Here is a 21,723-nt window from a genome sequence, read left to right on the forward strand (position 1 = left end):
ATCGTCCGGGCGGCGCTCGATCTCACAGGCGCAAAAAGCCTCAAGTCAGGCACCTCAGCGCAACCGCAATCCCTCATCCACCCCCTCCATCATCACCTTGAAAAACGGATTGGAAGTGGCCCGCGAAAAGCTTCCGGCATCCACGATCAACGCCCCGCGTTCCCCGCGCATGTTCAAATTGCCCAGGTTCACCCCGTAATGTTCCTGGCCACCCGGCTGCTGCCCATACAGCGGATCATCCATGGGAAAGGGCAGTGCCACATGGGACAGCGAGATCAGGCTGGACGGATACAGCGCATCCAGCATCTGCTCGCTGGCCGTGGTCGCCTGGGCCGCGAAGCGTGTCGACTTGAGCTGCGCATCGCCCGGCCCTCGGGTTGCTATCAAGGTTCGTGCGTAGGGGCGGGCCCGAGGGGCGAACATCCTGTCACGCAGGGCCGCCACCGACGGCCTGAGCATCTCGTCGATACCCAGCGAAGCATTGGTATCGAACACCACCAGCTCACTGCCATTGGCGGGCAGGCGGTCGTACAGGTCGGTCTGGATGGCTTCGGTGCTGACCGTGCCATCGACCAGTGATTGATAGGTGAGAACCGCTGGCAGCGTGGCCAGGCGCTGCGGTTCGAGGGCTTCAGCGGCCAGCTGCTGGCGCACGGCTTCGGTCAGCTCGTAGGACTGGCGCGCGGCATTGACCGGAAACGAGTTGTACTTGAACGGGTTGAATTCGGGCAGCACGCTCAGCCAGGCGGCCTTGGCGAACGCCGGGAACAGTGCTGGCAGGCCTGCGATGCCGGCAAAGCGGGCAAAGCGGCTGACGCCAATCATGGGTGAGATCAGCACCAGGTGGGCAGGCCTGGCCAGGTGCGGGTCCTGCAGGGTGTCGAGGCTGTATTTGACGGCGAGTGCGCCGCCATTGGAGAACCCGACGATGTACAGCGGGGTGCCTGCGGGCGCGAGGCGGGTAGCTTCGCGTACGGCCAGGCGGGTAGTGGCCATCCAGTCTTCCCAGTGGGCTGCAGTGAGGCCTGCCGGAACTGTGCCATGCCCGGGCAAGCGCGGGGCGACCACCACATAGCCCAGGTCCTGAAAATGCCGAGCGAAGTGGCGCAGGCTGTACGGCGAGTCGGTCAGGCCGTGCAGCAGCACCACCGCGCCCTTGGCTGTCTGCCTGGGCTCGGCGATATAGGAGCGGTTCCAGTCATGGCTGAGATTGCCTGGGAACACGCGGCTGCTGGCCACGAAGCGGTTGTAGGCGGAGGCTGGCTCGCTGGCCAGCTGCTCGCGCATTGCCCGGTTGACCTGGTTGAGCACGCGTTGCTCGGCAGCGAGGTAGTCGCCCCAGCTGGCGTGGTCGATGTCGCTGGCTGGCATCTCGTCCGGCACATAGGTGTGCCACGGCTCCAGCTGAAAATCCGCAATTGCGGTGATACGCAAGGCGAACAGCGCAGTGACCAGCAGAGCCAGTACCACCAGTACTACAGCCACCAGCAAACGGCGTATCGGCATGGTTCCTCCATGGACCTTTCACATGGCGCGATCGGGCGGGCCCGGCTAGTGTCACTGGAATCTCCAGCGAGGCATCGAGCATGAACAGGACGTCCATGGCAGCGATCGGGCTGCTGGCAGTGAGTCTGGCCGCAATTGCCGAAGATGGCGAGCGCGAAGGGGATTACTGGTATGTGCAGACCAGCGCTTACACCAGGCACTGGACCCACGACCCGGAGCACAACAACCACCAGGAACTGATCGGTATCGAGCGCATCTACACTGACGGCCTGCTGTGGGGCGCGGCGACCTTCAAGAACTCGTTCTCCCAGCGCTCTTACTACGCCTACCTGGGCAAGGTCTGGGAGCACGAGCGCTATCCCGTGTACGCCAAGCTGAGCGCCGGCCTGATCGAGGGCTACAAGGGCGAATATGACGACAAGATCCCGTTGAACCACTTTGGCGTTGCGCCGGTGATCATTCCGTCGTTCGGCGTGCACTGGGGGCCGGTGGGGGCCGAGTTCGTGGTGCTGGGAGGGGCTGCGGGGATGATCAACGTGGGGTTGAGATTCTGACAGATAGCGCCGCTCCCTCAGGTTCGGCGCTATCCTTCAGGTCAGGCGGTGCCCAGGGTTTTATCCGCAGCCTTGCTGCGCCCACCGAGCCATACCAGCAGCAACCCGGCAGCAGCCAGCACGCCACCCGCCATCGGCACTGCGGCATAACCAAGGTTCAGGCTGATTACCGCGCCGCCCAAGGCTGCGCCAAGCGCGTTACCCAGATTGAACGCACCGACGTTGATCGACGACGCCAGCCCAGGTGCCTCGATAGCGGCGATCATCACCCGCATCTGCAGTGGCGGCACCACGGCGAAGGTGAACATGCCCCACACCAGCAAGGCGATGGCGGCACCGATATGGCTGGCCAGCACCAGCGGCATCAACAGCATGATCACCGCCAGCACGCCGAGAAAGATCCGCGCCGAGCCGTCCAGCGACCAGTCGGCCAGGCGCCCACCCAGGCTGTTGCCCAAGGTGAAGCCAACGCCGATCAGCACCAGGCCAAGGGTGACGAAGCTGTCCGAGGCGCCGGTCAGCTCCGCCAGCACCGGTGCCACGTAAGTATACAAGGTGAACATGGCGCCAGCCCCCAGCACCGTGGTGGCCATCGCCAGCAGCACGCTGGGGCGGGCGATCACTGCCAGTTCCTTGCGTACATGCGGCACGCTGCCGCGCTCACCCTTGGGCAGGGCATACCACAGGGCCGCCATGGCCAAAAGGCCGAGCAGCGCGGTGCCCGCGAAGGCCATGCGCCAGCCGACCTGCTGGCCTACCCAGGTGGCCGCCGGCACACCGCCGATGTTGGCGATGGTCAGGCCCATGAACATGGTCGCCACGGCGCTGGCCTGTTTTTCCTTGGGCACGACACTGGCGGCCACCACGGCGCCCAGGCCGAAGAAAGCGCCGTGGTTGAGGCTGGTGACCAGGCGTGAGGCGAGCAGGGTGTAATAGTCTGGCGACAGCGCCGAGAGCAGGTTGCCCAGGGTGAAAATCGCCATCAATGCCATCAGCGCCGCGCGTTTGCCGAAGCGGCTGAACAGCAACGTCATGATCGGCGCACCGACCATGACGCCAATGGCATAGGCGGTAATCAGCATGCCAGCGCTGGGGATGCTGACGTCCACGCCCTGGGCGATCACCGGCAGCAGGCCCATTGGCGTGAATTCGGTGGTGCCGATGCCAAAGGCACCGATGGCCAGGGCGAACAGGACACGTCCGGCTTTCATGGTGCAGGCTCCTGCGCGGTTTGATGAACGTGCTGCAATCGGTATTCGGCGAGAGTCATGGCATCAGTCCCAGATAGGCGCCAGGCCTTCAGGGCTGACTTCGCGGCCATTGCGCTCGAGCTTGGCGATGCGGGCCATGTCCTCGTCATCCAGGTGCAGGCCGCGGGCGAGCAGGTTGCTGGCCAGGTTCTCGCGCTTGGTCGAAGACGGGATTACCGCGTAACCAAGCTGCAGGGCCCAGGCCAGCGCAACCTGGGCGACGGTGGCCTTGTGCTTGTTGGCGATCTCGGCCAGTACCGGGTCTTTCAGCACCTTGCCGTAGGCCAGGGTCATGTACGACGTGACGGTGATGCCTTGTTCCTTGAGGAACGCCGTCAGCTTGCTGTTCTGCAGGTACGGGCTGAGCTCGATCTGGTTGGTGGCGATTTCACCTTTGCCGACCACGGCAATGGCGTGGCGGGTCAGCTCGATGTTGAAGTTGGAGACGCCGATCTGGCGGGTCAGGCCCAGCTTCTTGGCTTCGGCCAAGGCTCCCATGTATTCGGCCAGTTCAACGCCGTTGCCCGGGGCCGGCCAGTGGATCAGCAGCAGGTCGACATAGTCGGTGCGCAGTTTCTGCAGGCTGTCGCGCAGGCTGGGGATCAGCTTGTCGGCGGCGTAGTTTTCAACCCAGATCTTGGTGGTGATGAACAGCTCGCTGCGCGGCACTGCACTTTCAGCGATCGCCTGGCCGACGTCGGCTTCGTTCTTGTAGATCTGCGCAGTGTCGATGACTCGGTAGCCCAGTTCCAGGGCTGACTTGACCGAGTCGATGACGGCTTGGCCGGTAAGGCGGAAGGTGCCGAGGCCGAAGGATGGAATGCTCATGGATTTGCTCCTGGTGAGAGAAAGGTGGGCCGGACCGAGCCTGGGCGCTCGGGTACGGTCGATCTCGAATGGGGAGCAGTGTGCGGGTTTGCGGGCGATTGATTAAGGCAGGGCAGGGCCAAGGTCATTTGACTTGAAGTCACGAATGACCCATGGCTCATGCCGCTCAGGCAAGGTGTTGCAATCAGCTTTTGATCAGCGCCGGATTGGATTGCAGCAACCACAGTTGGCTCAGTCCCAGCAGTTGTTGTTGCAAGGTTGACTGCGCGCCGATGCGCTGTGCTTCACGGTCCTGGCGCAGCAGAGTGTCGAGGACGCCCAGCAGGTCGCGATCCTTGCTGTTGGAGAAGTGCTTGTCGACATCCGAGATCTCGATGCCATTCTGGTAGGAGCGGACCCGCTCCGTCTGGCTAGCCTGTTGCGACACGCGAGCTTCAGTCAGAACGCCGTTGCTGAAGCCGAGGCGGGTCGTGCTGCTCGACTGGTCGTCGACCTGGTGATAGCGGTAGTTCTGCGATTCACTGTCACGGGTCAGCTGCAGGGCCACCAGTGGATTGAGCCCTTGGTGCCAGGCGGCCTTAAGCGTGGCCTGTTGCTGCTGCTCCACGGACAGGTTGGTGCCGCCCTTGATCTGGGTTGCCTGTGAAACCTGGAAGCTGAAGTAGTCTGCCTCTTCCGGCTTTACCGGATTGGGCTGCTGCGTGGGCTGACTGACAGATGCGTTGAAGTCGGCCAGGCCGCTGAGCAGCAGGCGGCTGTTGCGGTTCGGGGCCGCTGCCGCGCCGGCCAGGCGCGGGCTGTCGTCATCGACGCTGTTGAGCTGGCTGAAGGCATCCTTGAACAGGCCCATCAGGTGTTCGTCGCCATGGCCGCGTTGTTGCGCGGCGTCAAATTGCGTCAGGTAGTTGGCCACCGCAGCCTGACGCATGGCCTGGTTACCCAGCAAAGCGCCGCCCTGGGTGTCGAAGTTCATCTTCACTTCGCCACCGGGCCCCAGCAGTTTCAGGCTACGGGTCTGGTCGTTCAGGCGCAGTTCGAAGGTTTGCTGTTCACCGCTGCTGGTGACCAGTCGCGCGTCCAGTTGCAGGCCGGTGAACAGGTCTGGGTCGAGCTTGACCAGTGCGCCCAGCTGGAGGCTCGGCGGCTCCTGGATCAGGCCGTTGATGGCCGACTGGAAGCCGTTGGCGAGCGCTGCCAGGCCATCGAGCTCCTTGGCGCTGAGCGTGCCGCCCTGTACCTGCGCATCCACGGCCAGGCCTTGCTCGCTGCTGTACAGGCCCAAGGTCACGGTGGCGCCGGAGGCGGTGGTGAGGTTGAACGTGATGCTGTTGCTGGCGTATTCGCGCAGGCGTGACTGCTGCAGGCCCAGGATCAGCTCGTTGGGCGTAGATGTATCGTTCACCAGTAAGCCGGATTGGGCGATGGTCTCACCGCCATTGGCGGCCAGCTGCGCCAGCAGCGCCGCCCCCAGGCCCTGGAAGCGTGTGCTGGTTGAACCCGATTGCACGACGCTGGCCATGTAGCGGCTGAGCTTGTCGACACCCGGGGTTTCCCAGATATAGCGGTTCGAGGTGTTGCCCAAGTTGCCATTGGCGGAGTAGATGTCGCTGTCCGTGCCGACCGATGGCTGGCCGAGGACCACGTGCGTACTGGCGCGAGTCACCGTGCCGGGGGCTTGGCTGGCTGTGTTGATCTGGGGCGTCGCTGCAGGCGCTATCTGTAAGGGGAGCGTGCGAACGGCAGCAATCAGGTTCATCATCGGCTTTCCTTGCGAATGCTGTGGGTATGCATGCTATCGGCGTGCCATCAGAAAACCTGAGTGTATTGCGCACAAACGAAACGGCCCGCCAAAAGGCGGGCCGTAGGGCATTGCAGGTGACGATCAGCGGCGGCGGAACAGCGGCAGCGGCTCGTCGGTGGCGCCCTGGTAGGTCACCGAGAAGTCCTTCAGGCCCTGCAGCGCGTCCTCCGGGTCCTTGTCGGCACGGATAGCGAACGCGTCGAAGCCGCAGCGGGCCATGAAGAACAGCTGGTCGCGCAGTACGTCGCCGATGGCGCGCAGCTCGCCCTTGTAGCCGTAGCGGTCACGCAGCAGGCGCGCGTTGGAATAGCTGCGCCCGTCGGTGAATGCCGGGAAGTTCAGGGCGATGACCTGGAAGTGCTGCACGTCTTCGCCGATTTCTTCCGCTTCCTGGTCGCTGTCCAGCCAAACGCCCAGGCCGCCGTCGCGGGCCTTGAGCACGTGGGCATGGTCGCGCCACATCTGCAGCGGGACGATGTAGTCGTCGCAGTTGGTCAGCTCGTCGAACGAGAAGTCCTTGGGCAACAGGTGCCAGGTTTCGTCGACGATCTGGTTGTTCTTAATGATTCGCTGCATAGACGCGTTCCTTGAAGGGGTCGATGCCGATACGCTGGTAGGTGTCGATGAAACGCTCTTCCTCGGTACGTTGTTCGACGTACACGGCGATCAGCTTCTCGATCACATCGGCCATGTCATCCTGGGCGAAGGACGGGCCGAGGATCTTGCCCAGGCTGGCGTCGCGCGCGGCGTTGCCGCCCAGCGATACCTGGTAGAACTCCTCGCCCTTCTTGTCCACCCCGAGGATGCCGATGTGGCCGACGTGGTGGTGGCCGCAGGCGTTCATGCAGCCAGAGATGTTCAGGTCGATCTCGCCGATGTCGAACAGGTAGTCCAGGTCGTCGAAACGGCGCTGGATCGATTCGGCGATCGGGATCGACTTGGCGTTGGCCAGCGAGCAGTAGTCGCCGCCGGGGCAGCAGATGATGTCGGTCAGCAGGCCGATGTTCGGCGTGGCGAAGCCGTTTTCGCGCAGTTCCATCCACAGCGCGTGCAGCTGGCGCTGCTCGACGTCGGCGAGGATGATGTTCTGCTCGTGGGAGGTACGCAGGAAGCCGAAGCTATAGCGCTCGGCGAGGTCGGCCACGGCGTCCAGCTGCTTGTCGGTCAGGTCGCCGGGGGCAACGCCGGTCGGCTTGAGCGACAGGGTCACTGCCACGTAGCCAGGGCGCTTGTGGGCGCGGGTGTTACGCGAGCGCCAGCGGGCGAAGCCCGGGAACTCGGCATCCTGGGCGCTGTAGTCGACGTTGTCGAGGGCCAGGTAATCCGGATCGACGAAGTGGCGCGAGACGCGCTGGACTTCTTCCTCGGTCAGGGTGGTGCTGCCGCCACGCAGGTAGGCCATTTCGGCCTCGACCTTCTCGGCGAACACTTCCGGGGTCAGAGCCTTGACCAGGATCTTGATCCGCGCCTTGTACTTGTTGTCACGACGACCGTAACGGTTGTACACGCGCAGGATGGCGTCGAGGTAGCTGATCAGGTCCTGCCACGGCAGGAACTCGTTGATGAACGAACCGACCACCGGGGTACGGCCCAGGCCACCACCGACCAGCACGCGGAAGCCCAGCTCGCCAGCGGCGTTGCGCACCGGCTCCAGGCCGATGTCGTGCACTTCGATGGCGGCGCGGTCTTCTTTCGAGCCGTTGATGGCAATCTTGAACTTGCGCGGCAGGTAGGCGAATTCCGGGTGGAAGGTGGTCCACTGGCGGACGATTTCGCACCAGGGGCGCGGGTCGACGATTTCATCCGCCGCCACACCGGCGAACTGGTCGGTGGTGGTGTTGCGCAGGCAGTTGCCGCTGGTCTGGATCGCGTGCATCTGCACGGTGGCCAGTTCGGCGAGAATATCCGGGATGTCTTCCAGCGCTGGCCAGTTGAACTGCACGTTCTGGCGGGTGGAAATGTGGGCGTAGCCCTTGTCGTAGTCGCGGGCGATCTTGGCCAGGGTGCGAACCTGCTTGGCGTTCAGCTGGCCGTACGGCACGGCGACGCGCAGCATCGGCGCGAAACGTTGGATGTAGAGGCCGTTCTGCAGGCGCAGAGGGCGGAATTCTTCTTCGCTCAGCTCACCGGCCAGGTAGCGGCGGGTCTGATCACGGAACTGCTTGACGCGGTCCTCGATGATCCGCTGATCGTACTCGTCGTATACGTACATAAAAGTCCTGTCTCAGGCTGCATGCAGCTATTCGCGCGCACGGCCGCGCACTCCGGTTCGGAGCCGGGGAACGATAGCAGGTTGGGTTTATGCGCTAAAGTGATGTTTTTGCATATGAAAAGAACCAAACGAACTAAGTGAGACTGACTGGCATTTGTTACCCCATCAGGCGAGGGGTTTATACTCAATGGTTTGTTTCAAAGGGTGTATCCGCATGCTCAAGGCGCTTTGCCAAAGCTTGTGCCTGAGCCTGCCTTTGGCAGCTTGCGCTCAGGCCGCTTCGGTGGTCTTCCTGAATCCTGGCCACTCCAACGAGACGTTCTGGGTCAATTACTCGCGTTTCATGCAGGCTGCCGCCGATGAGCTGGGCATGACCCTGCGGGTCGAATACAGCGAGCGTGATGCCGCGCGGGCGATGAGCCAGGCCCGGGCGACGCTCGATGGCCCGCAGCGGCCGGACTACCTGGTGCTGGTCAACGAACAGTACCTGGCGCCAGAAATCATCCGCTTGTCCCGTGGGACCGGGGTCAAGCTGTTCCTGGTCAACAACGGCCTCACCGCCAACCAGGCCCGGAGCATCCAGGCCCAGCCCGACAGATATGGACAGGTGCTGGGCACCTTGACCGGCAACGATCAGCAGGCAGGCTTTCGCATGCTGCACGAGATGGTCGCGTTGGTGCCCCGGGACAACGAGCCGATCGACCTGGTGGCCTTTGCCGGGGTCAAGACCACCCCGGCTTCGCAGTTGCGCGAAGAAGGCATGCGCCAGGCGTTGGCCGACTTTCCGCAGGTGCGGCTGCGCCAGGTGGTGTATGGCGGCTGGAGCCGCGAGCGCGCCTACGAGCAAGCCAAACAGTTATTGCAGCGCTATCCGCAGACCCGGCTGGTGTGGGCAGCCAACGACGAGATGGCCTTCGGTGCCATGCAGGCGTTCGAGGAAGCCGGGCGCAAGCCTGGGCGCGACGTGGTGTTTGCCGCCGTCAACAGCTCGCCGCAAGCCTTGCGCGCCCGTATCGATGGGCGCCTGGGTGTGCTGATGGGCGGGCACACCACGCTGGGGGGCTGGGCCATGGTATTGCTGCACGACGATGCCCAAGGCCTGCAGGTCAACCGCGACGGTAAGCAAGAGCACGTGCTGCCCGTGCTGCAGTCGATCGACCAGGCCAAGGCACGGCGTTGGCTGAAACTGTTGGAACGCGACGACTACGGTGTCGATTTCCTGCATTACAGCGCCCAAGGGCAGCCGCCCAGCTACCAGTACCCGTTTCTCGCGTCACCCGTCGACTATTGAAAGACCTTGCTTGAGTGAAGGGCATAGCTCGTCTTAACTGCTGGTGGTGAAGTGCATTCCCATAACCACTACAAGAGGCAATGCAATGGGAAACTCTACCAAGGTCCGCAAAGCTGACAGCAGTGTCGATGCCTGGGCGATCCTCTGCCTGATCGTCCTGGTGGTGGTCACCGCCGTGTATTGGGTCAGCCACCAGTGACCTGAACTCAAGACCGTGATCCAGGCATAACGCCTGCGGGAGGGAATCCCGCAGGCGTTTGCGTTGTTTCCAGCGTGCTCAGCGGGCAGCGAGGTGCAGCGCCAGTTGCACCAGGCCGATCAGCACGGCAATGAACACCAGGGTGAACAGCGTGCCCAGCACGATGAAGTGGCTGGCCTTGCCGTGGGTGAAGTCGCGGGCGCGGTTCTTGCCGCTCTGCACACCAAAGGCGGCGGCGAGAATGCTGTGCAGCATCTGCCAGAAGGTCGGGGGCTTGCCCTGGCTGGAATCGTCCATGGTGGCTCCTGAAGAATCAGCGGCAATCAGCAACAGTGTAGGCAATGCGCATGAGCTTGGCTGGCTGCATTGCCACGGGCGGTTCCTCACGTTAAGGTTTTCGGCTTGACGCGGTGGCGCGCCGAACAATAAACGTGTCCGGCAGCACGGACCTGATTGCACACGAAAGGTGACTCCATTTGAACCCTGACTCCATGCTGGCGGCGTTGCCAGGCTTCGCCATCGCCCCCGAAGCGATCCAGGTGTTGCCGGATGCCGCAGCCTACCGCACCTGCCTGCTGGAACGCATCGCCACGGCGAGCCGGCGAATCGTGATCGTTGCCTTGTACTTGCAAGAGGACGAGGCCGGCCAGGAGGTGCTCGATGCCCTGTACCAGGCCAAGGCCCAGCGGCCGGGCCTGGAGATCGTCATCGTGGTCGACTGGTTCCGTGCCCGCCGTGGCCTGCTGGGGGCCGGGCGCCAGCCGGGCAATGCCGCCTGGTATCAGGCCCAGCGCCAGTTGCGTGGGCTGGATGTGGTGATTCATGGTGTGCCGGTGCAGACCCGCGAGCTGTTCGGCGTGCTGCACCTGAAAGGCAGCGTGATCGACGATTGCGTGATCTACACCGGCGCCAGCCTCAATAATGTCTATCTCCACCGGTTCGACCGCTACCGGCTCGACCGTTACCACCTGTTCCAGTCGCCGGCCCTGGCCGATGCCATGGTCGGCTTGGTTCGACGCTTGTTGCACCACACCGCGACGCCGCGTCTGGACCTGCCTGCTGCCCCTGCAACCCGCAGCCTGCGCGGCGATATCCGGCGCCTGCGGGCGCGCCTGCGGCGTATGGCCTATGACGCACCGCCCGCCACGGCGGGGCAGGGGCTGCGGGTCATCCCGCTGCTGGGCGTGGGCCGTGGCAACCCGCTCAACCGCACGCTGTGCGCACTGCTGGCGGCGGCACGTGCGCAGATCATCATCAGCACACCGTATTTCAACCCGCCACGGGTGGTGATGCGCGAGATCGACCATGCTCTGGGCAGGGGCGTGCGCATCGAACTGATCGTCGGCCACCGCACCGCCAACGACTTCTACATTGCCCCGGGCGAGCCGTTCAGTGCCAGTGGTGCCTTGCCGTACCTGTACGAGGACAACCTGCGGGCCTTTGCCCGGCGCCGTCAGGCCGCGATTGCCAGCGGCCAGTTGCTGATACGGATATGGAACGACCCGGGCCACACCTTCCATGCCAAGGGGGTGTGGGTCGACCAGCGCTATTCGCTGCTGACTGGCAACAACCTCAACCCACGCGGGTTCAACCTGGACCTTGAGAACGGGTTGCTGATCGACGACCCGCAGGGGCAGTGGCTGGTGCCGCGGGCGGTTGAGCTGGAAGGCATCCGCCGGCATGCGCCGCAGATCGGCACGGTGGATGAGCTGGGCGAGAAAGCCGAGCATCCCAAGGAAGTGCGCAAGTTCCTGCGCCGCCTGCGCTACAGCCGGCTGGAGCCGTTGATCAAAAGGGTGCTGTAGGCCGCCAGTCGTCAGCTGGATCGATCCTTGCCAATCGGTCGGGGTCCACTTTGACGAACCCTGGTAAAAGGCTCTGCGAATGGAATCACTTGTTGGCAACGGCTCGCCGCGCAGCCTCGTGGTCCGGCAGCTGGTCCTGGCCTTCTCGGCGCTGTTGCTGGTGGCGTTGGTGCTGGGCATGGTCTCGCTGTACCGGATCGCCCAGTCGCTCGATGAGCGCGAACGTAGCCAAAGCAGTTTCCACACGCAGTCATCCCTTGAGCAGCTACAGAAAAACGAGCGTGCCTACCTGCTCAGCTACGCCTTCTGGCAGGCCGCTTACGATCACCTGGCAGGGCCGGTGGACAGCCACTGGGCGTATGACGAGGATAATGTCGGCCAGACCCTTTATAGCGACAATGGCTACGAGGGCGTGTTTGTCCTGGACGATGACGGTACCCACTATGCGGTGATCAAAGGCGAACTCAGCACCCGCACGTTTGCCGATTTCAGTGCCAGTGGCAGCCGGGTCGTGCAATTGGCGCGTGCCGCGGCCAAGCAGGATCAGGCCGCGTCCGGGTTTGTCATGTTCGCCGGGCAACCGGCATTGTTTACTGCTGCCGTCATTCGCTCCCCCTCGACACCGCACCATGTGGCAGCGCCGAGCGCGGTGCTGGTGTTCGTGCGTGCGCTGGACGCGGTCATGCTTGCAGAACTGGCCAAGGCGGTCGGTTTGAGTGGCTTCGCCACCACCGCGAGCGAAGTCCGGCAAGCGGGCTTCGGTTACTTGCCGCTGGAAGGCAGCGGGCAGGCCCTGACCTGGGAAATCGAGCGCCCCGGCACCACTTTGTTGCGGACGGTGGTCGCCCCCTTGAGCCTGGTGCTGTTGGTGTTTGGCCTGCTGACGGCATTGCTCACCCGCTATGCCATCCGCGCCAGCGCCCGTATCGACCGCAGCCACCGCCAGTTGGCGGCATCCAAGAACGCCCTGCAAACCAGTGAGGCGCGTTTCAAGGCCGTCGCCGAGGCGGCCTCGGACTGGATCTGGGAAACCGATGCCCAGCAGCACCTGACCTACCTGTCCGCACGGTTCGCCGAGCTGACCGGCCACCCTGTCGAGCAATGGCTGCAGCGCCCCCTCACGCAACTGCTGGCCTGCGACACCAGCCCTGTCGAGACCTGGCTGCACAACCTGGCAGCCACCGAATCGACCGCCAGCCTGCGCTGCCAGTACCGCGACCGCCTGGGCCAGCAGCGCGAGTGCCGCATCGCGGCGCGGGCGATCATCGAGCAGGGCATCTGCAAAGGCTTTCGTGGTACCTGCAGTGATATTACCGACGAAGTGGCCGCCCACGCCCAGATCCAGCACCTTTCCTTGCACGATGCCCTTACCGGCCTGCCCAATCGAAACAAACTGTTCCGTTTTCTCGAACAAGACCAGCCCGTGCCCGTGGCGGTGCTGATGCTCGACCTGGACAATTTCAAGCCGATCAACGACAGTCTCGGCCACCCGGCTGGCGATACGGTGCTGATCGAGGTGGCCCGGCGCCTCGGCGAGGTGACCCGCGACAGTGACCTGGTGGCGCGCCTGGGTGGGGATGAATTCATCGTCGTGCTGGTGCGGCCTGGTCAGCGAGAGGAAATGGACCGCTTCTGTGCGCGGCTGATCGACACCTTGCGTCAGCCGATCACGCTGGGTGGCCATGCCGTGCAGGTCGGCGCGAGCCTGGGCGTGGTGCTTTCGGCCGAGTACCCCGGCGCCCCCGGCGACCTGATCCGCTATGCCGACGTCGCCCTCTATAGCGCCAAGCAGTCCGGCAAAAACACCTGGCGCTATTTTTCGACGCAGATGAACGCGGCGCTGCTGGAAAAACGCACGCTCGAAGGCGAGCTGCGCGCGGGCATCCCGCGTGGCGAGTTGCTGTTGCATTATCAGCCACGCTTCAAGGTCGATGGCAACACGGTGGCTTCCGTCGAGGCGCTGGTGCGCTGGCATCACCCGCGCCTGGGGCTGCTGCACCCGGACCGTTTCATCCCGTTGGCCGAAGAGTCGGACCTGATCGTGCAACTGGGCAGTTGGGTACTGCACGAAGCCTGCAGCCGTGCGCGCAACTGGCCGCTTGACGTGCTGGTCTCGGTGAACATGTCGCCGGCGCAGTTTCGCCGCAGCGATGTGGTGCGTGACGTGGCTGAGGCGCTCAGGCACACCGGCCTGCCGGCGCATCGCCTGGAGCTGGAAATCACCGAGAACGTGATGCTCAACGATGTCGAGGGCGCGCTACATACCATGAATGCGCTCAAGGAACTGGGCGTGCGCCTGAACATGGACGATTTCGGCACTGGCTATTCGTCGCTCGGCTACCTGCGTACCTACCCGTTCGACAGCATCAAGATCGACAAGCGTTTCGTGCAGTCGCTGGGCAAGAGCGACAGTGACCGCAGCGTGGTTCAGGCCATCATCAACCTGGGCAATGCCATGGGCATGACCGTCACTGCCGAGGGGGTCGAGACCCCACAACAACTGGCGCTGCTCAGCGATGACCAATGCCACGAGGTGCAGGGTTTCTTGCTCAGCAAACCGGTGGAAAACCAGGCGTTGGTGCGTTTGATGGAGGCTGGGATCGCCACCGGACGTGTCGTACCTTGAACGGCTACACTCATTTGCATGGAGCGTGACCGTTCGCCCCTCTGAAAAGTCATGCCAAGCGCATACAATCGGCCTTTTCCACATTAACCAGACAGGCCAAACCGTATATGGCGCTTGATCCACCCACGATGCTGACGATCACCATCGCCCTGGCCGCTGCGGCTGCGCTGTACCTGGCGATCGAGTGGCGCAGTGTCCGCGAATCGTCGTTGCTGTTCTGGAGCGCCGGTTTCGCCACGATCACCGTCGGTTCGACCCTGGCATTGTTACGCGGGATCGGCCTGCTGCTGATCGGTATCTGGTTCGCCAATGGCTTGTTGGTGGTTGCCCACGCGTGCTTTCTGCTGGGCGTGGTGCGTTTCACCCAGGCCCGGCTGTCGCGGGCATGGCTGCTGATCGTGTTGATCTGGTTCGGCTTGTTGCTCCTGCCCGTGGGGCCGCAGTGGTCGAAACTGATGCTGATGGTCAATTCGCTGCTGGTGGCGTTGCTCACGCTCAAGGCCAGCTACCTGCTGCGCCCGCATGGCAAGTCGCTGAGCGTGGGGGCGGTGCAGCTGCGTTACGTGCTGTTGATCCATGGCCTGTTCTACGTAGCCAAGGCGGTCGTGGCGGTGATACCGGGCACGTTGATCGACCTGGCGACCTTTGGCGGCCTGATCATCCAGGTTTCGCTGGTCGAAGGGGCGATGGCGATCATGCTGATCGCGCTGTCGATGACCGGCACCGAGCGCTATCGCCGTGAAGAACGCATCGCCCGGCTGGCTGCCCGCGATCCGCTGACGGCTTTGTACAACCGTCGGGCCCTGGAAGTGCGGGCGACGCACCTGTTCAAGGCGGTCAGCCCGGCTCAGCCGGGGGCGTTGCTGCTGATCGACATCGACAACTTCAAGCTGGTCAATGACCTGCATGGCCATGCGGCGGGTGACCGCCTGCTGATTGCCTTGAGCGAGATGATTCGTGCGATGTTGCCGGAGCGTTCGTTGGCCGCACGATTGGGCGGCGATGAGTTCGTCATCCTGCTCAATGATGCCAGCAGCGAGCAGGTAGTGGCACTGGGCAGCCAGCTGCGCGACCAGTTCCAGCAGTTTGCCAGGGAGGCGATGCCGACCCCGCAGGCGGTGACCTTGAGTATCGGCGCCAACCTGTTCGATCAGCCGCCGGCCAGCCTGGCGGCGTTGATCGAGCAGGGGGATGTGGCGTTGTACCAGTCCAAGCGGGGCGGGCGTGACAGCATCCGCCTGGTTGACCGGACCTTGGTCAGTTCCATCAAGTAGCCGGGGACAGCGCAGCGGCCCCCGGCGACCTCAGGTCACTACCTGGTAGCACGGCACATAGGCGGCGCCACCGGGCAGCTTCATCCGGTGCTGGTCGACAAACGCCTGCAACAGGCGCCCCAACGGTTCCAGCACCGCCGCATCACCGCGGATCTGATACGGCCCGTGCTCCTCGATCAGCCGGATCCCTTTGTCTTTCACGTTGCCCGCGACGATCCCGGAAAACGCCCGGCGCAGATTGGCCGCCAGCTCGTGGGCTGGCAGGTCACGGCGCAGGGCCAGTTCGGCCATGTTGGCGTGGGTCGGGTCGAACGGGTGCTGGAAGCCACCGTCGATCCTCAGCAGCCAGTTGAAGTGGAAGGCGTCATTGCGCTCGCGGCGGAACTGCTTGACCTCCTTGAGCCCCTCGACCATGCGCCGGGCCACTTCGGCCGGGTCATCGATGATGATCTGGTAGTGGCGTTGCGCGGCCTCGCCGAGGGTGGCACCGACGAAGGCATGCAGCTGCTGCAGGAAGGGTTCGGCACTGCGCGGCCCGGTGAGCACCACCGGGAAGGGCAGGGCCTGGTTGTCGGGGTGCATGAGGATGCCGAGCAGGTAGAGGAACTCCTCGGCAGTGCCGGCGCCGCCGGGGAAGATGATGATGCCGTGGCCGACGCGGACGAAGGCTTCCAGGCGCTTCTCGATGTCCGGCAGGATCACCAGCTCGTTGACGATCGGGTTCGGCGCCTCGGCGGCAATGATCCCCGGCTCGGTCAGGCCCAGGTAACGGCTGCCGTGCATGCGTTGCTTGGCATGGGCAATGGTCGCGCCCTTCATCGGGCCCTTCATCACGCCCGGGCCGCAGCCGGTGCAGATGTCCAGTTTGCGCAGGCCCAGTTCGTGGCCGACCTTCTTGGTGTACTGGTACTCCTCGCTGCTGATCGAGTGGCCACCCCAGCACACCACCATCTTCGGCTCCACGCCAGGGCGCAGGGTGCGGGCGTTGCGCAGCAGGTGGAAGACATAGTCGGTGATGCCCTGGGAGCTTTCCAGGTCGATGCGCTGACTGGCCAGCTCGCTTTCGGTGTAGACGATGTCGCGCAGGGCGCTGAACAGCATTTCGCGGGTGCTGGCAATCATTTCGCCATCGACGAAGGCGTCGGCTGGAGCGTTCAGCAGCTCCAGGCGCACGCCGCGGTCTTGCTGGTGGATGCGGACTTCGAAGTCCTTGTACGCCTCGAGAATGGTCTTGGCGTTGTCGACATGGGCGCCGGTGTTGAGAATGGCCAGGGCGCACTGGCGGAACAAAGTGTAGAGGCTGCCGGTACCGACTTCACTGAGTTGCTGGACTTCACGTTGCGACAGCGTCTCCAGGCTGCCTTTGGGGCTGACGGATGCATTGATGACATGGCGTTGAGGCATCTAAGTCGTTCCTGTGCAGGTAAAAACATCCTTGCAAGACAACACCATACCGATCAAGGCACGTCAACCTAAAAGGCGTTGCACACCGAGGGTGATTGCCAGGCCGCCCGCCACCAGCCACAGGTTGAGGACTGCCCCGGTGATCAGTGCCTTGGGCCCGGCCTGGCGGATCTGGCTCCAGCGGGTTTCCATGCCCAGCGCGGTCATGGCCATGGTCAGGGCGAAGGTGTCCAGGCTGTTGACCACCTGGGTGAGGCTGCCCGGCAGCAGGTTCAGCGAGTTCACCAGCACCAGGGCGAGGAAGCCGAAGGCGAACCAGGGCATGGCGATGCGGCCGTTGCCTTGTGCCTGGCCGGGCTGGCGCGAACGGCTGATCCACAGGCCGACCACCAGCAGCACCGGCACCAGCAGCATCACCCGGGTCATCTTGACGATGGTGGCGATGTGCGTGGCTTCGGGGCTGATGTTGCTGGCCGCGCCCACCACCTGCGCCACTTCGTGAAGGGTCCCGCCGAGGAACAGGCCGGCGCCCAGGGTGTCCAGGTGCAGCCAGCCGGCGTTGATCGCCAGTGGATAGAGGAACATCGACAGGGTACCGAACAGCACCACGCTGCCAACCGCCATGGCGCTCTTGTGCGGGGCGCTGCGCAGCGCCGATTCGAACGCCAGCACGGCGGCAGCACCACAGATCGCACTGCCCGCTGCGGTGAGCAGGGCGGTATCGCGGTCCAGCTTGAACAGTCGGGTGCCGCACCACAGGCCGATCAGCAAGGTGCTGGTCACGACCAGCAACGATACCGTCAAGCCGGACCAGCCGACTTCGGCGATCTCCTGCAGGCTCACGCGCAGGCCGAAGAAGGCCACGGCGATGCGCAGCAACCCACGGGCCGAGAAGTTGATACCGGCTGCCCAGCTGGCCGGCACGCCATCGCGCAGGGCATTGCCATAGAGGGCGCCGGCGACGATGCCGACGATCAGCGGGCTGATGCCCAGGCTGGCGATGGCCGGCAGGGCTGCCAACTGGGTGACGGCGAGCGCGAACAGCGCGACGAACAGGATGCCGTTGAGCCGCCCCCGGGTGGTGAGGGTAGGCGCCAACGCGGGGTTGGAAGTTGCCGTGGCCATGTGAGTCCTCCGGAAGTGTTTCGACATGGCCTACGTTAATCTGGTTATAAGCTTATAAAAAATCGTAATTTAGGATGGAAAATATCCGCTTAGCTGATATTTTTGCAAGATGACCCCAGAACAGCTGATAACCTTCGCCACCGTAGCCGAGCACGGCAACATCAGCCATGCGGCCCTGGCCCTGCATCTGTCGCAACCGGCGGTGTCCGGTCAGCTCAAGTTGCTGCAGGAAGACTTTGGCGAACCCCTGTACCAGCGCGCCGGCCGTGGCGTGCGCCTGACCGCTGCCGGCGAGCAACTGCTGGCCCATGCCCAGCGCCTGCGTGACACCTTCCGCCAGGCCCAGGCCTTGTGTGAGGCCATGCGCGGGCTGGAGCGCGGCACCTTGCGCGTCGGCGCCAGCACCACGCCGGCCAGCTACCTGCTGCCGTACCTGATTGCCGATTTTCACAAGCGCTACCCCGACGTGCTGGTCAGCACCTCCCACGGCAATACCGCGGAGATCGTCGCGGCGTTGGACAGTGTCGATATCGCCTTGATCGAGGGGCCGCCCGGGCAGGATCTGCCCTTGGGCACGCAGGTGACGGCGTGGCGCGAGGACGAGATCGTGGCCATCGTGCCGAGTGATCATCCGCTTGCCGAGGCCGAGGAGCATACCTTGGCGTCACTCGGCGCCTACCCACTGGTACTGCGCGAAAGCGGCTCGGGGGTCAGGCAGATTGTCGAGCGGGCGTTTGCCCGCTATGGCGTAGCGATGCGCGTGGCATTGGAAATTGCCGGGGTGGAGGGCGTGAAGGAGGCGGTGCGGGCCGGGATGGGCGTTGGGTTCGTCTCTGCCATGTCGATCCGCCATGAGGACGGAGCACTGCGGCAGGTGCGGATTGCGCCAGCGCCACTGGTCAGGCGCTTTTCCATTCTGTTGCCCCATGCTGCCACGCCTTCGCGGGCGGCGGCGCGGTTCATGGAATTGTGCGTGGGGCGGCTCGATGATGCCGCGCGATGATGGGCCAGCCTTTGCCAGGCCAAAGGTGTCAGGCCTTCAGCCTTCATGAAGGCTCGGCAAAAGTGCGCTTGATCGTAGAACCCACAGTCGAGCGCAATGTCTGCCAGCAGCATCGTCGCGTCGAGCAGCAGTTGCTTGCTTTTCCTGATCCGTTGCTCGCGCATCCATTGCTGTGGCGGCACCCGGGTGCTTTCCTTGAACATTCTGCTGAAGTGGCTGCGCGACAGGGCGCATGCCTCGGCGAGCTCGGTCACCGATATGCCCACGTCCAGATGCGCCAGCATCATCTGCTTGGCGGTTCGCAATTGCCAAGGTTTGAGCTGCCTGGTCGATTTCAAGGCGAGCGTCGCCAGCACAGTGCAATCGCCACTGTTCATGAAGGTCCATTCCTGTTCGCGAGGGAAGAACGCTCAGCGGGCAGCTGTGCCCGCTGAGGGAGGCTGATGCGGGATCAGAGAGGCGCGGCAACCGGCGCCAAGGTGGGGCCATGCTTAACGCGCTCAGGCGCCTTGTGGACCATGGTGTAGGCGTAGTCCACGCCCATGCCGTACGCGCCGGAGTGCTCTTTGACCAGCTCCATCACGGCGTCGTAGGTTGCGCGGTTGTTCCAGTCGCGCTGCCACTCCAGGAGCACCTGTTGCCAGGTCACCGGCACGACGCCTGCCTGGATCATGCGCTGCATGGCGTAGTCGTGGGCCTCCTTGGTCGTGCCGCCGGAGGCATCGGCAACCATGTAGATCTCGTAGCCGGCATCGTGCATGGCGGACAGCGCGAATGTGGTGTTGCAGACCTCGGTCCACAGGCCGGAAACGATGATCTTGTTGCGGCTGTTTTTCTTCAGGGCATCACGAACCTTCTGATCGTCCCAGGAGTTCATCGAAGTCCGTTCCAGCAGCGGCGCCTCAGGGAATACCGCTAGCAGCTCGGGGTAGGTATGCCCGGAGAAGCTCTCGGTCTCGACCGTGGTGAAGAGGGTCGGCACGTTGAAGATCCTGGCCGCCTTGGCCAGGCCAACGGTGTTGTTCTTCAGCGTTTGTCGATCGATGCTCTGGACGCCGAAAGCCATCTGCGGTTGGTGATCGATGAAGATCAGCTGGCTGTTGAACGGGGTCAGGACTTCAGTGTTTGGCGTGCTCATTGCTATTCCCTGTGCTGGTTTGTGGTGACGGTTTGCTCAGCGGTTGTCGCCGAGTGCCAGCAAACGATAACCAAACCATCAGCGATACGGTGGCGCACTTTTGCGTCGCTAAAGGCGCATTAATGCGCCACCGGTTGCGCTGGGTACGGTGCTAGCCTCTGCGCTACCCGGATCACTACGATCCGTCATTCACCTGGAGAATGCAGTGGCTGCATCACGACCTTTCAACGACGACACCGCCTACTGGGGCGTCCCCTGGGAAGCAAGCTACGGCTATCCGCAAGCCCGGCGGGTAGGTAACGAGATTTTCGTATCGGGCCAGTTCAATCATGACCAGGACGGCAATCTGGTTGCTCCGGCGCCTCTGGATGCCGACGGCAGACCGAGCGATTTCTCATCGATGGGGGAACAGATGCGTGTGGCCTATGACAACGTCTCATCGTTGCTCGCCCTCTATGGCGCCAGCCTTGATGATGTCGTCGAAGAAACCCTTTACGTGCTGGACATGGACGCAGCCTTCGCCGTGGTCGGCAAGGTACGCAAGGCGGCCTATGGTTCGGAACGCCCGCAGGCGGCGAGCAACATCATTGGCGTGTCGAGGCTCGCCCAACGCCCTCAACTGATCGAAATCGCCTGCCGGGCGGTGATTGGTGCCAGAACCCGCTGACCTGCGTTCCCGCCATCAGCCTGTCAGGCCGGGACCGCCTGCTGCCCTTCGACCAGTGGTTTCAGGTCGGCAACGGCAGCCGCGCAGAAGGTCATGAAGGCTTTGACCCGCCAGGACTTGCGTATGTCCTGGTGGGTCAGCAACCACAGTTCATCCTGCAGTTGCGGCACTACCGGGCCGACGCGAACCAGGCCTGGCGTAATGTCGCCCAGCATGCAGGGCAGGAACCCGTAACCCAGGCCCGCCGCAATGGCTGCACTGGCTGCGGCCACTGAGTCGGTGCGATAGGCAATGGACTCGGGCGCAACCCTGGATTCGACATAGCTTGTCGCTTTCAAACCGCACAGCGCCGCGGAATAGGAAACCCATCCGTGGCCTTCGGCAAAGGGGTTGGCAGGTAGAGGCTGCTTGATGCTGGCATAGGGGGCCCAGGCGATGTTGGCCAGCTTTCGGCCGACCAGGCTTTCCGCTGGCTTGCGGGTCGCACGGACGGCGATATCGGACTCATCGCGGGCAAGGCTCAGCGTCTCGTTGCCGACCAGCACTTCGATGGTTATGCCTTCATTGAGCGCTTTGAAGTCCGCGATGATCGGGGTGAGGAAGTACAGCAGCAATGAGTCGCTTGTGGTGATCCGCAGTTTGCCGAGGGGGCCTTGGCCGGCTCGGGAGACACGCCGCGTCACGCTCACGATGTCGAGTTCGACGCGCTCGGCCAGGGCATGCAATTCCGCACCTTCGGCCGTCAGCAAGTACCCGGCTTTACGGTGATCGAACAGCGCCACCCCGAGGGCTTTTTCGACCTGGGAGACCCGGCGCGATACCGTGGAAACGTTGATGCCAAGTTTCTTGGCGGTGGCGGAGCGATTGCCGCAATCACTCAAGGTCTTGATGATTCGCAGGTCGTCCCAGGACAGCTGGTTGACCGCCTCACCTGCATCCCATTTGGGCCCGGTGGCGTTGACAGGGGTCGGCAGGGCACTTCCAGGTGACGGCTTCACGGCGTTCATTCCAGGTACGGTGTGCAGATGATACGAGAAGGG

The 21,723-nt window shown here is 63.5% G+C and carries 18 protein-coding genes and 1 pseudogene; 7 read left to right on the top strand and 12 right to left on the bottom strand.

The genetic code is table 11. From position 1 onward, the window contains the following. Positions 1–54 precede the first annotated feature (54 nt). On the bottom strand, positions 55–1,506 hold the full coding sequence (locus HU738_RS03730; RefSeq protein ID WP_186601026.1) for an alpha/beta hydrolase: 1,452 nt from the start codon (positions 1,504–1,506) through the stop codon (positions 55–57). Between the two features lie 80 nt (positions 1,507–1,586). Here HU738_RS03730 and HU738_RS03735 point away from each other — a divergent pair, with 80 nt between their 5' ends. Next, on the top strand, positions 1,587–2,060 hold the full coding sequence (locus HU738_RS03735) for a sn-glycerol-3-phosphate transporter (RefSeq protein WP_186601027.1): 474 nt from the start codon (positions 1,587–1,589) through the stop codon (positions 2,058–2,060). Positions 2,061–2,101: 41 nt separating this feature from the next. Here the strand turns inward: HU738_RS03735 and HU738_RS03740 are convergent, their stop codons facing one another. From HU738_RS03740 to HU738_RS03760, 5 genes are all read right to left on the bottom strand, one after another. Then, the gene (locus HU738_RS03740) at positions 2,102–3,271 is read right to left on the bottom strand and encodes an MFS transporter (RefSeq protein ID WP_186601028.1); all 1,170 of its coding nucleotides are present in this window, start codon (positions 3,269–3,271) and stop codon (positions 2,102–2,104) included. A gap of 63 nt (positions 3,272–3,334) precedes the next feature. Beyond that, positions 3,335–4,138: a 2,5-didehydrogluconate reductase DkgB gene (gene dkgB / locus HU738_RS03745; protein ID WP_186601029.1), complete on the bottom strand. Its 804-nt coding sequence runs from the start codon at positions 4,136–4,138 to the stop codon at positions 3,335–3,337. 184 nt (positions 4,139–4,322) lie between these two features. Next, positions 4,323–5,897 carry a hypothetical protein gene (locus tag HU738_RS03750; RefSeq protein WP_186601030.1) on the bottom strand — a complete coding sequence of 525 codons (1,575 nt, stop codon included), beginning with the start codon at positions 5,895–5,897 and terminating at the stop codon, positions 4,323–4,325. A gap of 123 nt (positions 5,898–6,020) precedes the next feature. Further along, a complete protein-coding gene (locus HU738_RS03755; protein ID WP_176509023.1) occupies positions 6,021–6,515 on the bottom strand; it encodes a DUF934 domain-containing protein in 495 nt (164 codons plus the stop codon). Continuing rightward, a complete protein-coding gene (locus HU738_RS03760) occupies positions 6,499–8,151 on the bottom strand; it encodes a nitrite/sulfite reductase (RefSeq protein ID WP_054885150.1) in 1,653 nt (550 codons plus the stop codon). The genes HU738_RS03755 and HU738_RS03760 overlap by 17 nt, the downstream gene beginning before the upstream one ends. A gap of 214 nt (positions 8,152–8,365) precedes the next feature. Between HU738_RS03760 and HU738_RS03765 the strand changes: the two genes are divergently transcribed. After that, complete coding sequence (locus tag HU738_RS03765; RefSeq protein ID WP_186601031.1) at positions 8,366–9,442, top strand: ABC transporter substrate-binding protein; 1,077 nt, start codon at positions 8,366–8,368, stop codon at positions 9,440–9,442. A 277-nt stretch (positions 9,443–9,719) separates the two neighbouring features. On the opposite strand, the gene HU738_RS03770 is transcribed toward HU738_RS03765, so the two are convergent. Continuing rightward, positions 9,720–9,938 (bottom strand): DUF2970 domain-containing protein, encoded by a 219-nt coding sequence (locus tag HU738_RS03770; protein WP_176509021.1) that lies wholly within the window; start codon positions 9,936–9,938, stop codon positions 9,720–9,722. A gap of 179 nt (positions 9,939–10,117) precedes the next feature. On the opposite strand from HU738_RS03770, the gene pssA reads away from it, so the two are divergent. From pssA to HU738_RS03785, 3 genes are all read left to right on the top strand, one after another. Then, positions 10,118–11,446, top strand: a complete 1,329-nt coding sequence (gene pssA, locus HU738_RS03775; RefSeq protein ID WP_225923391.1) for a CDP-diacylglycerol--serine O-phosphatidyltransferase — start codon at positions 10,118–10,120, stop codon at positions 11,444–11,446. A 79-nt stretch (positions 11,447–11,525) separates the two neighbouring features. Further along, on the top strand, positions 11,526–14,072 hold the full coding sequence (locus tag HU738_RS03780) for a bifunctional diguanylate cyclase/phosphodiesterase (RefSeq protein WP_186601032.1): 2,547 nt from the start codon (positions 11,526–11,528) through the stop codon (positions 14,070–14,072). A gap of 107 nt (positions 14,073–14,179) precedes the next feature. Then, positions 14,180–15,346 carry a GGDEF domain-containing protein gene (locus HU738_RS03785; RefSeq protein WP_186601033.1) on the top strand — a complete coding sequence of 389 codons (1,167 nt, stop codon included), beginning with the start codon at positions 14,180–14,182 and terminating at the stop codon, positions 15,344–15,346. A gap of 30 nt (positions 15,347–15,376) precedes the next feature. On the opposite strand, the gene ppnN is transcribed toward HU738_RS03785, so the two are convergent. Then, positions 15,377–16,750: a nucleotide 5'-monophosphate nucleosidase PpnN gene (gene ppnN, locus HU738_RS03790; RefSeq protein WP_176509018.1), complete on the bottom strand. Its 1,374-nt coding sequence runs from the start codon at positions 16,748–16,750 to the stop codon at positions 15,377–15,379. Positions 16,751–16,813: 63 nt separating this feature from the next. Continuing rightward, positions 16,814–17,875: a YeiH family protein gene (locus HU738_RS03795; RefSeq protein ID WP_186601034.1), complete on the bottom strand. Its 1,062-nt coding sequence runs from the start codon at positions 17,873–17,875 to the stop codon at positions 16,814–16,816. Between the two features lie 109 nt (positions 17,876–17,984). Here HU738_RS03795 and HU738_RS03800 point away from each other — a divergent pair, with 109 nt between their 5' ends. Continuing rightward, on the top strand, positions 17,985–18,878 hold the full coding sequence (locus HU738_RS03800) for a LysR family transcriptional regulator (protein ID WP_186601035.1): 894 nt from the start codon (positions 17,985–17,987) through the stop codon (positions 18,876–18,878). 2 nt (positions 18,879–18,880) lie between these two features. On the opposite strand, the pseudogene HU738_RS03805 reads toward HU738_RS03800, so the two are convergent. Together HU738_RS03805 and HU738_RS03810 are read right to left on the bottom strand one after the other, a co-directional pair. Next, positions 18,881–19,255 (bottom strand): annotated as a pseudogene (locus tag HU738_RS03805) (helix-turn-helix domain-containing protein); the annotation flags it as partial. Between the two features lie 74 nt (positions 19,256–19,329). Then, positions 19,330–20,016, bottom strand: a complete 687-nt coding sequence (locus HU738_RS03810) for a hydrolase (protein ID WP_186601036.1) — start codon at positions 20,014–20,016, stop codon at positions 19,330–19,332. Positions 20,017–20,221: 205 nt separating this feature from the next. Here HU738_RS03810 and HU738_RS03815 point away from each other — a divergent pair, with 205 nt between their 5' ends. Then, positions 20,222–20,683: a RidA family protein gene (locus HU738_RS03815; protein WP_176509014.1), complete on the top strand. Its 462-nt coding sequence runs from the start codon at positions 20,222–20,224 to the stop codon at positions 20,681–20,683. Between the two features lie 23 nt (positions 20,684–20,706). Here the strand turns inward: HU738_RS03815 and HU738_RS03820 are convergent, their stop codons facing one another. Then, on the bottom strand, positions 20,707–21,690 hold the full coding sequence (locus HU738_RS03820) for a LysR family transcriptional regulator (RefSeq protein ID WP_186601037.1): 984 nt from the start codon (positions 21,688–21,690) through the stop codon (positions 20,707–20,709). Between the last annotated feature and the right edge of the window lie 33 nt (positions 21,691–21,723).

The sequence above is a fragment of the Pseudomonas vlassakiae genome, assembly GCF_014269035.2.
Classification (GTDB): domain Bacteria; phylum Pseudomonadota; class Gammaproteobacteria; order Pseudomonadales; family Pseudomonadaceae; genus Aquipseudomonas; species Aquipseudomonas vlassakiae.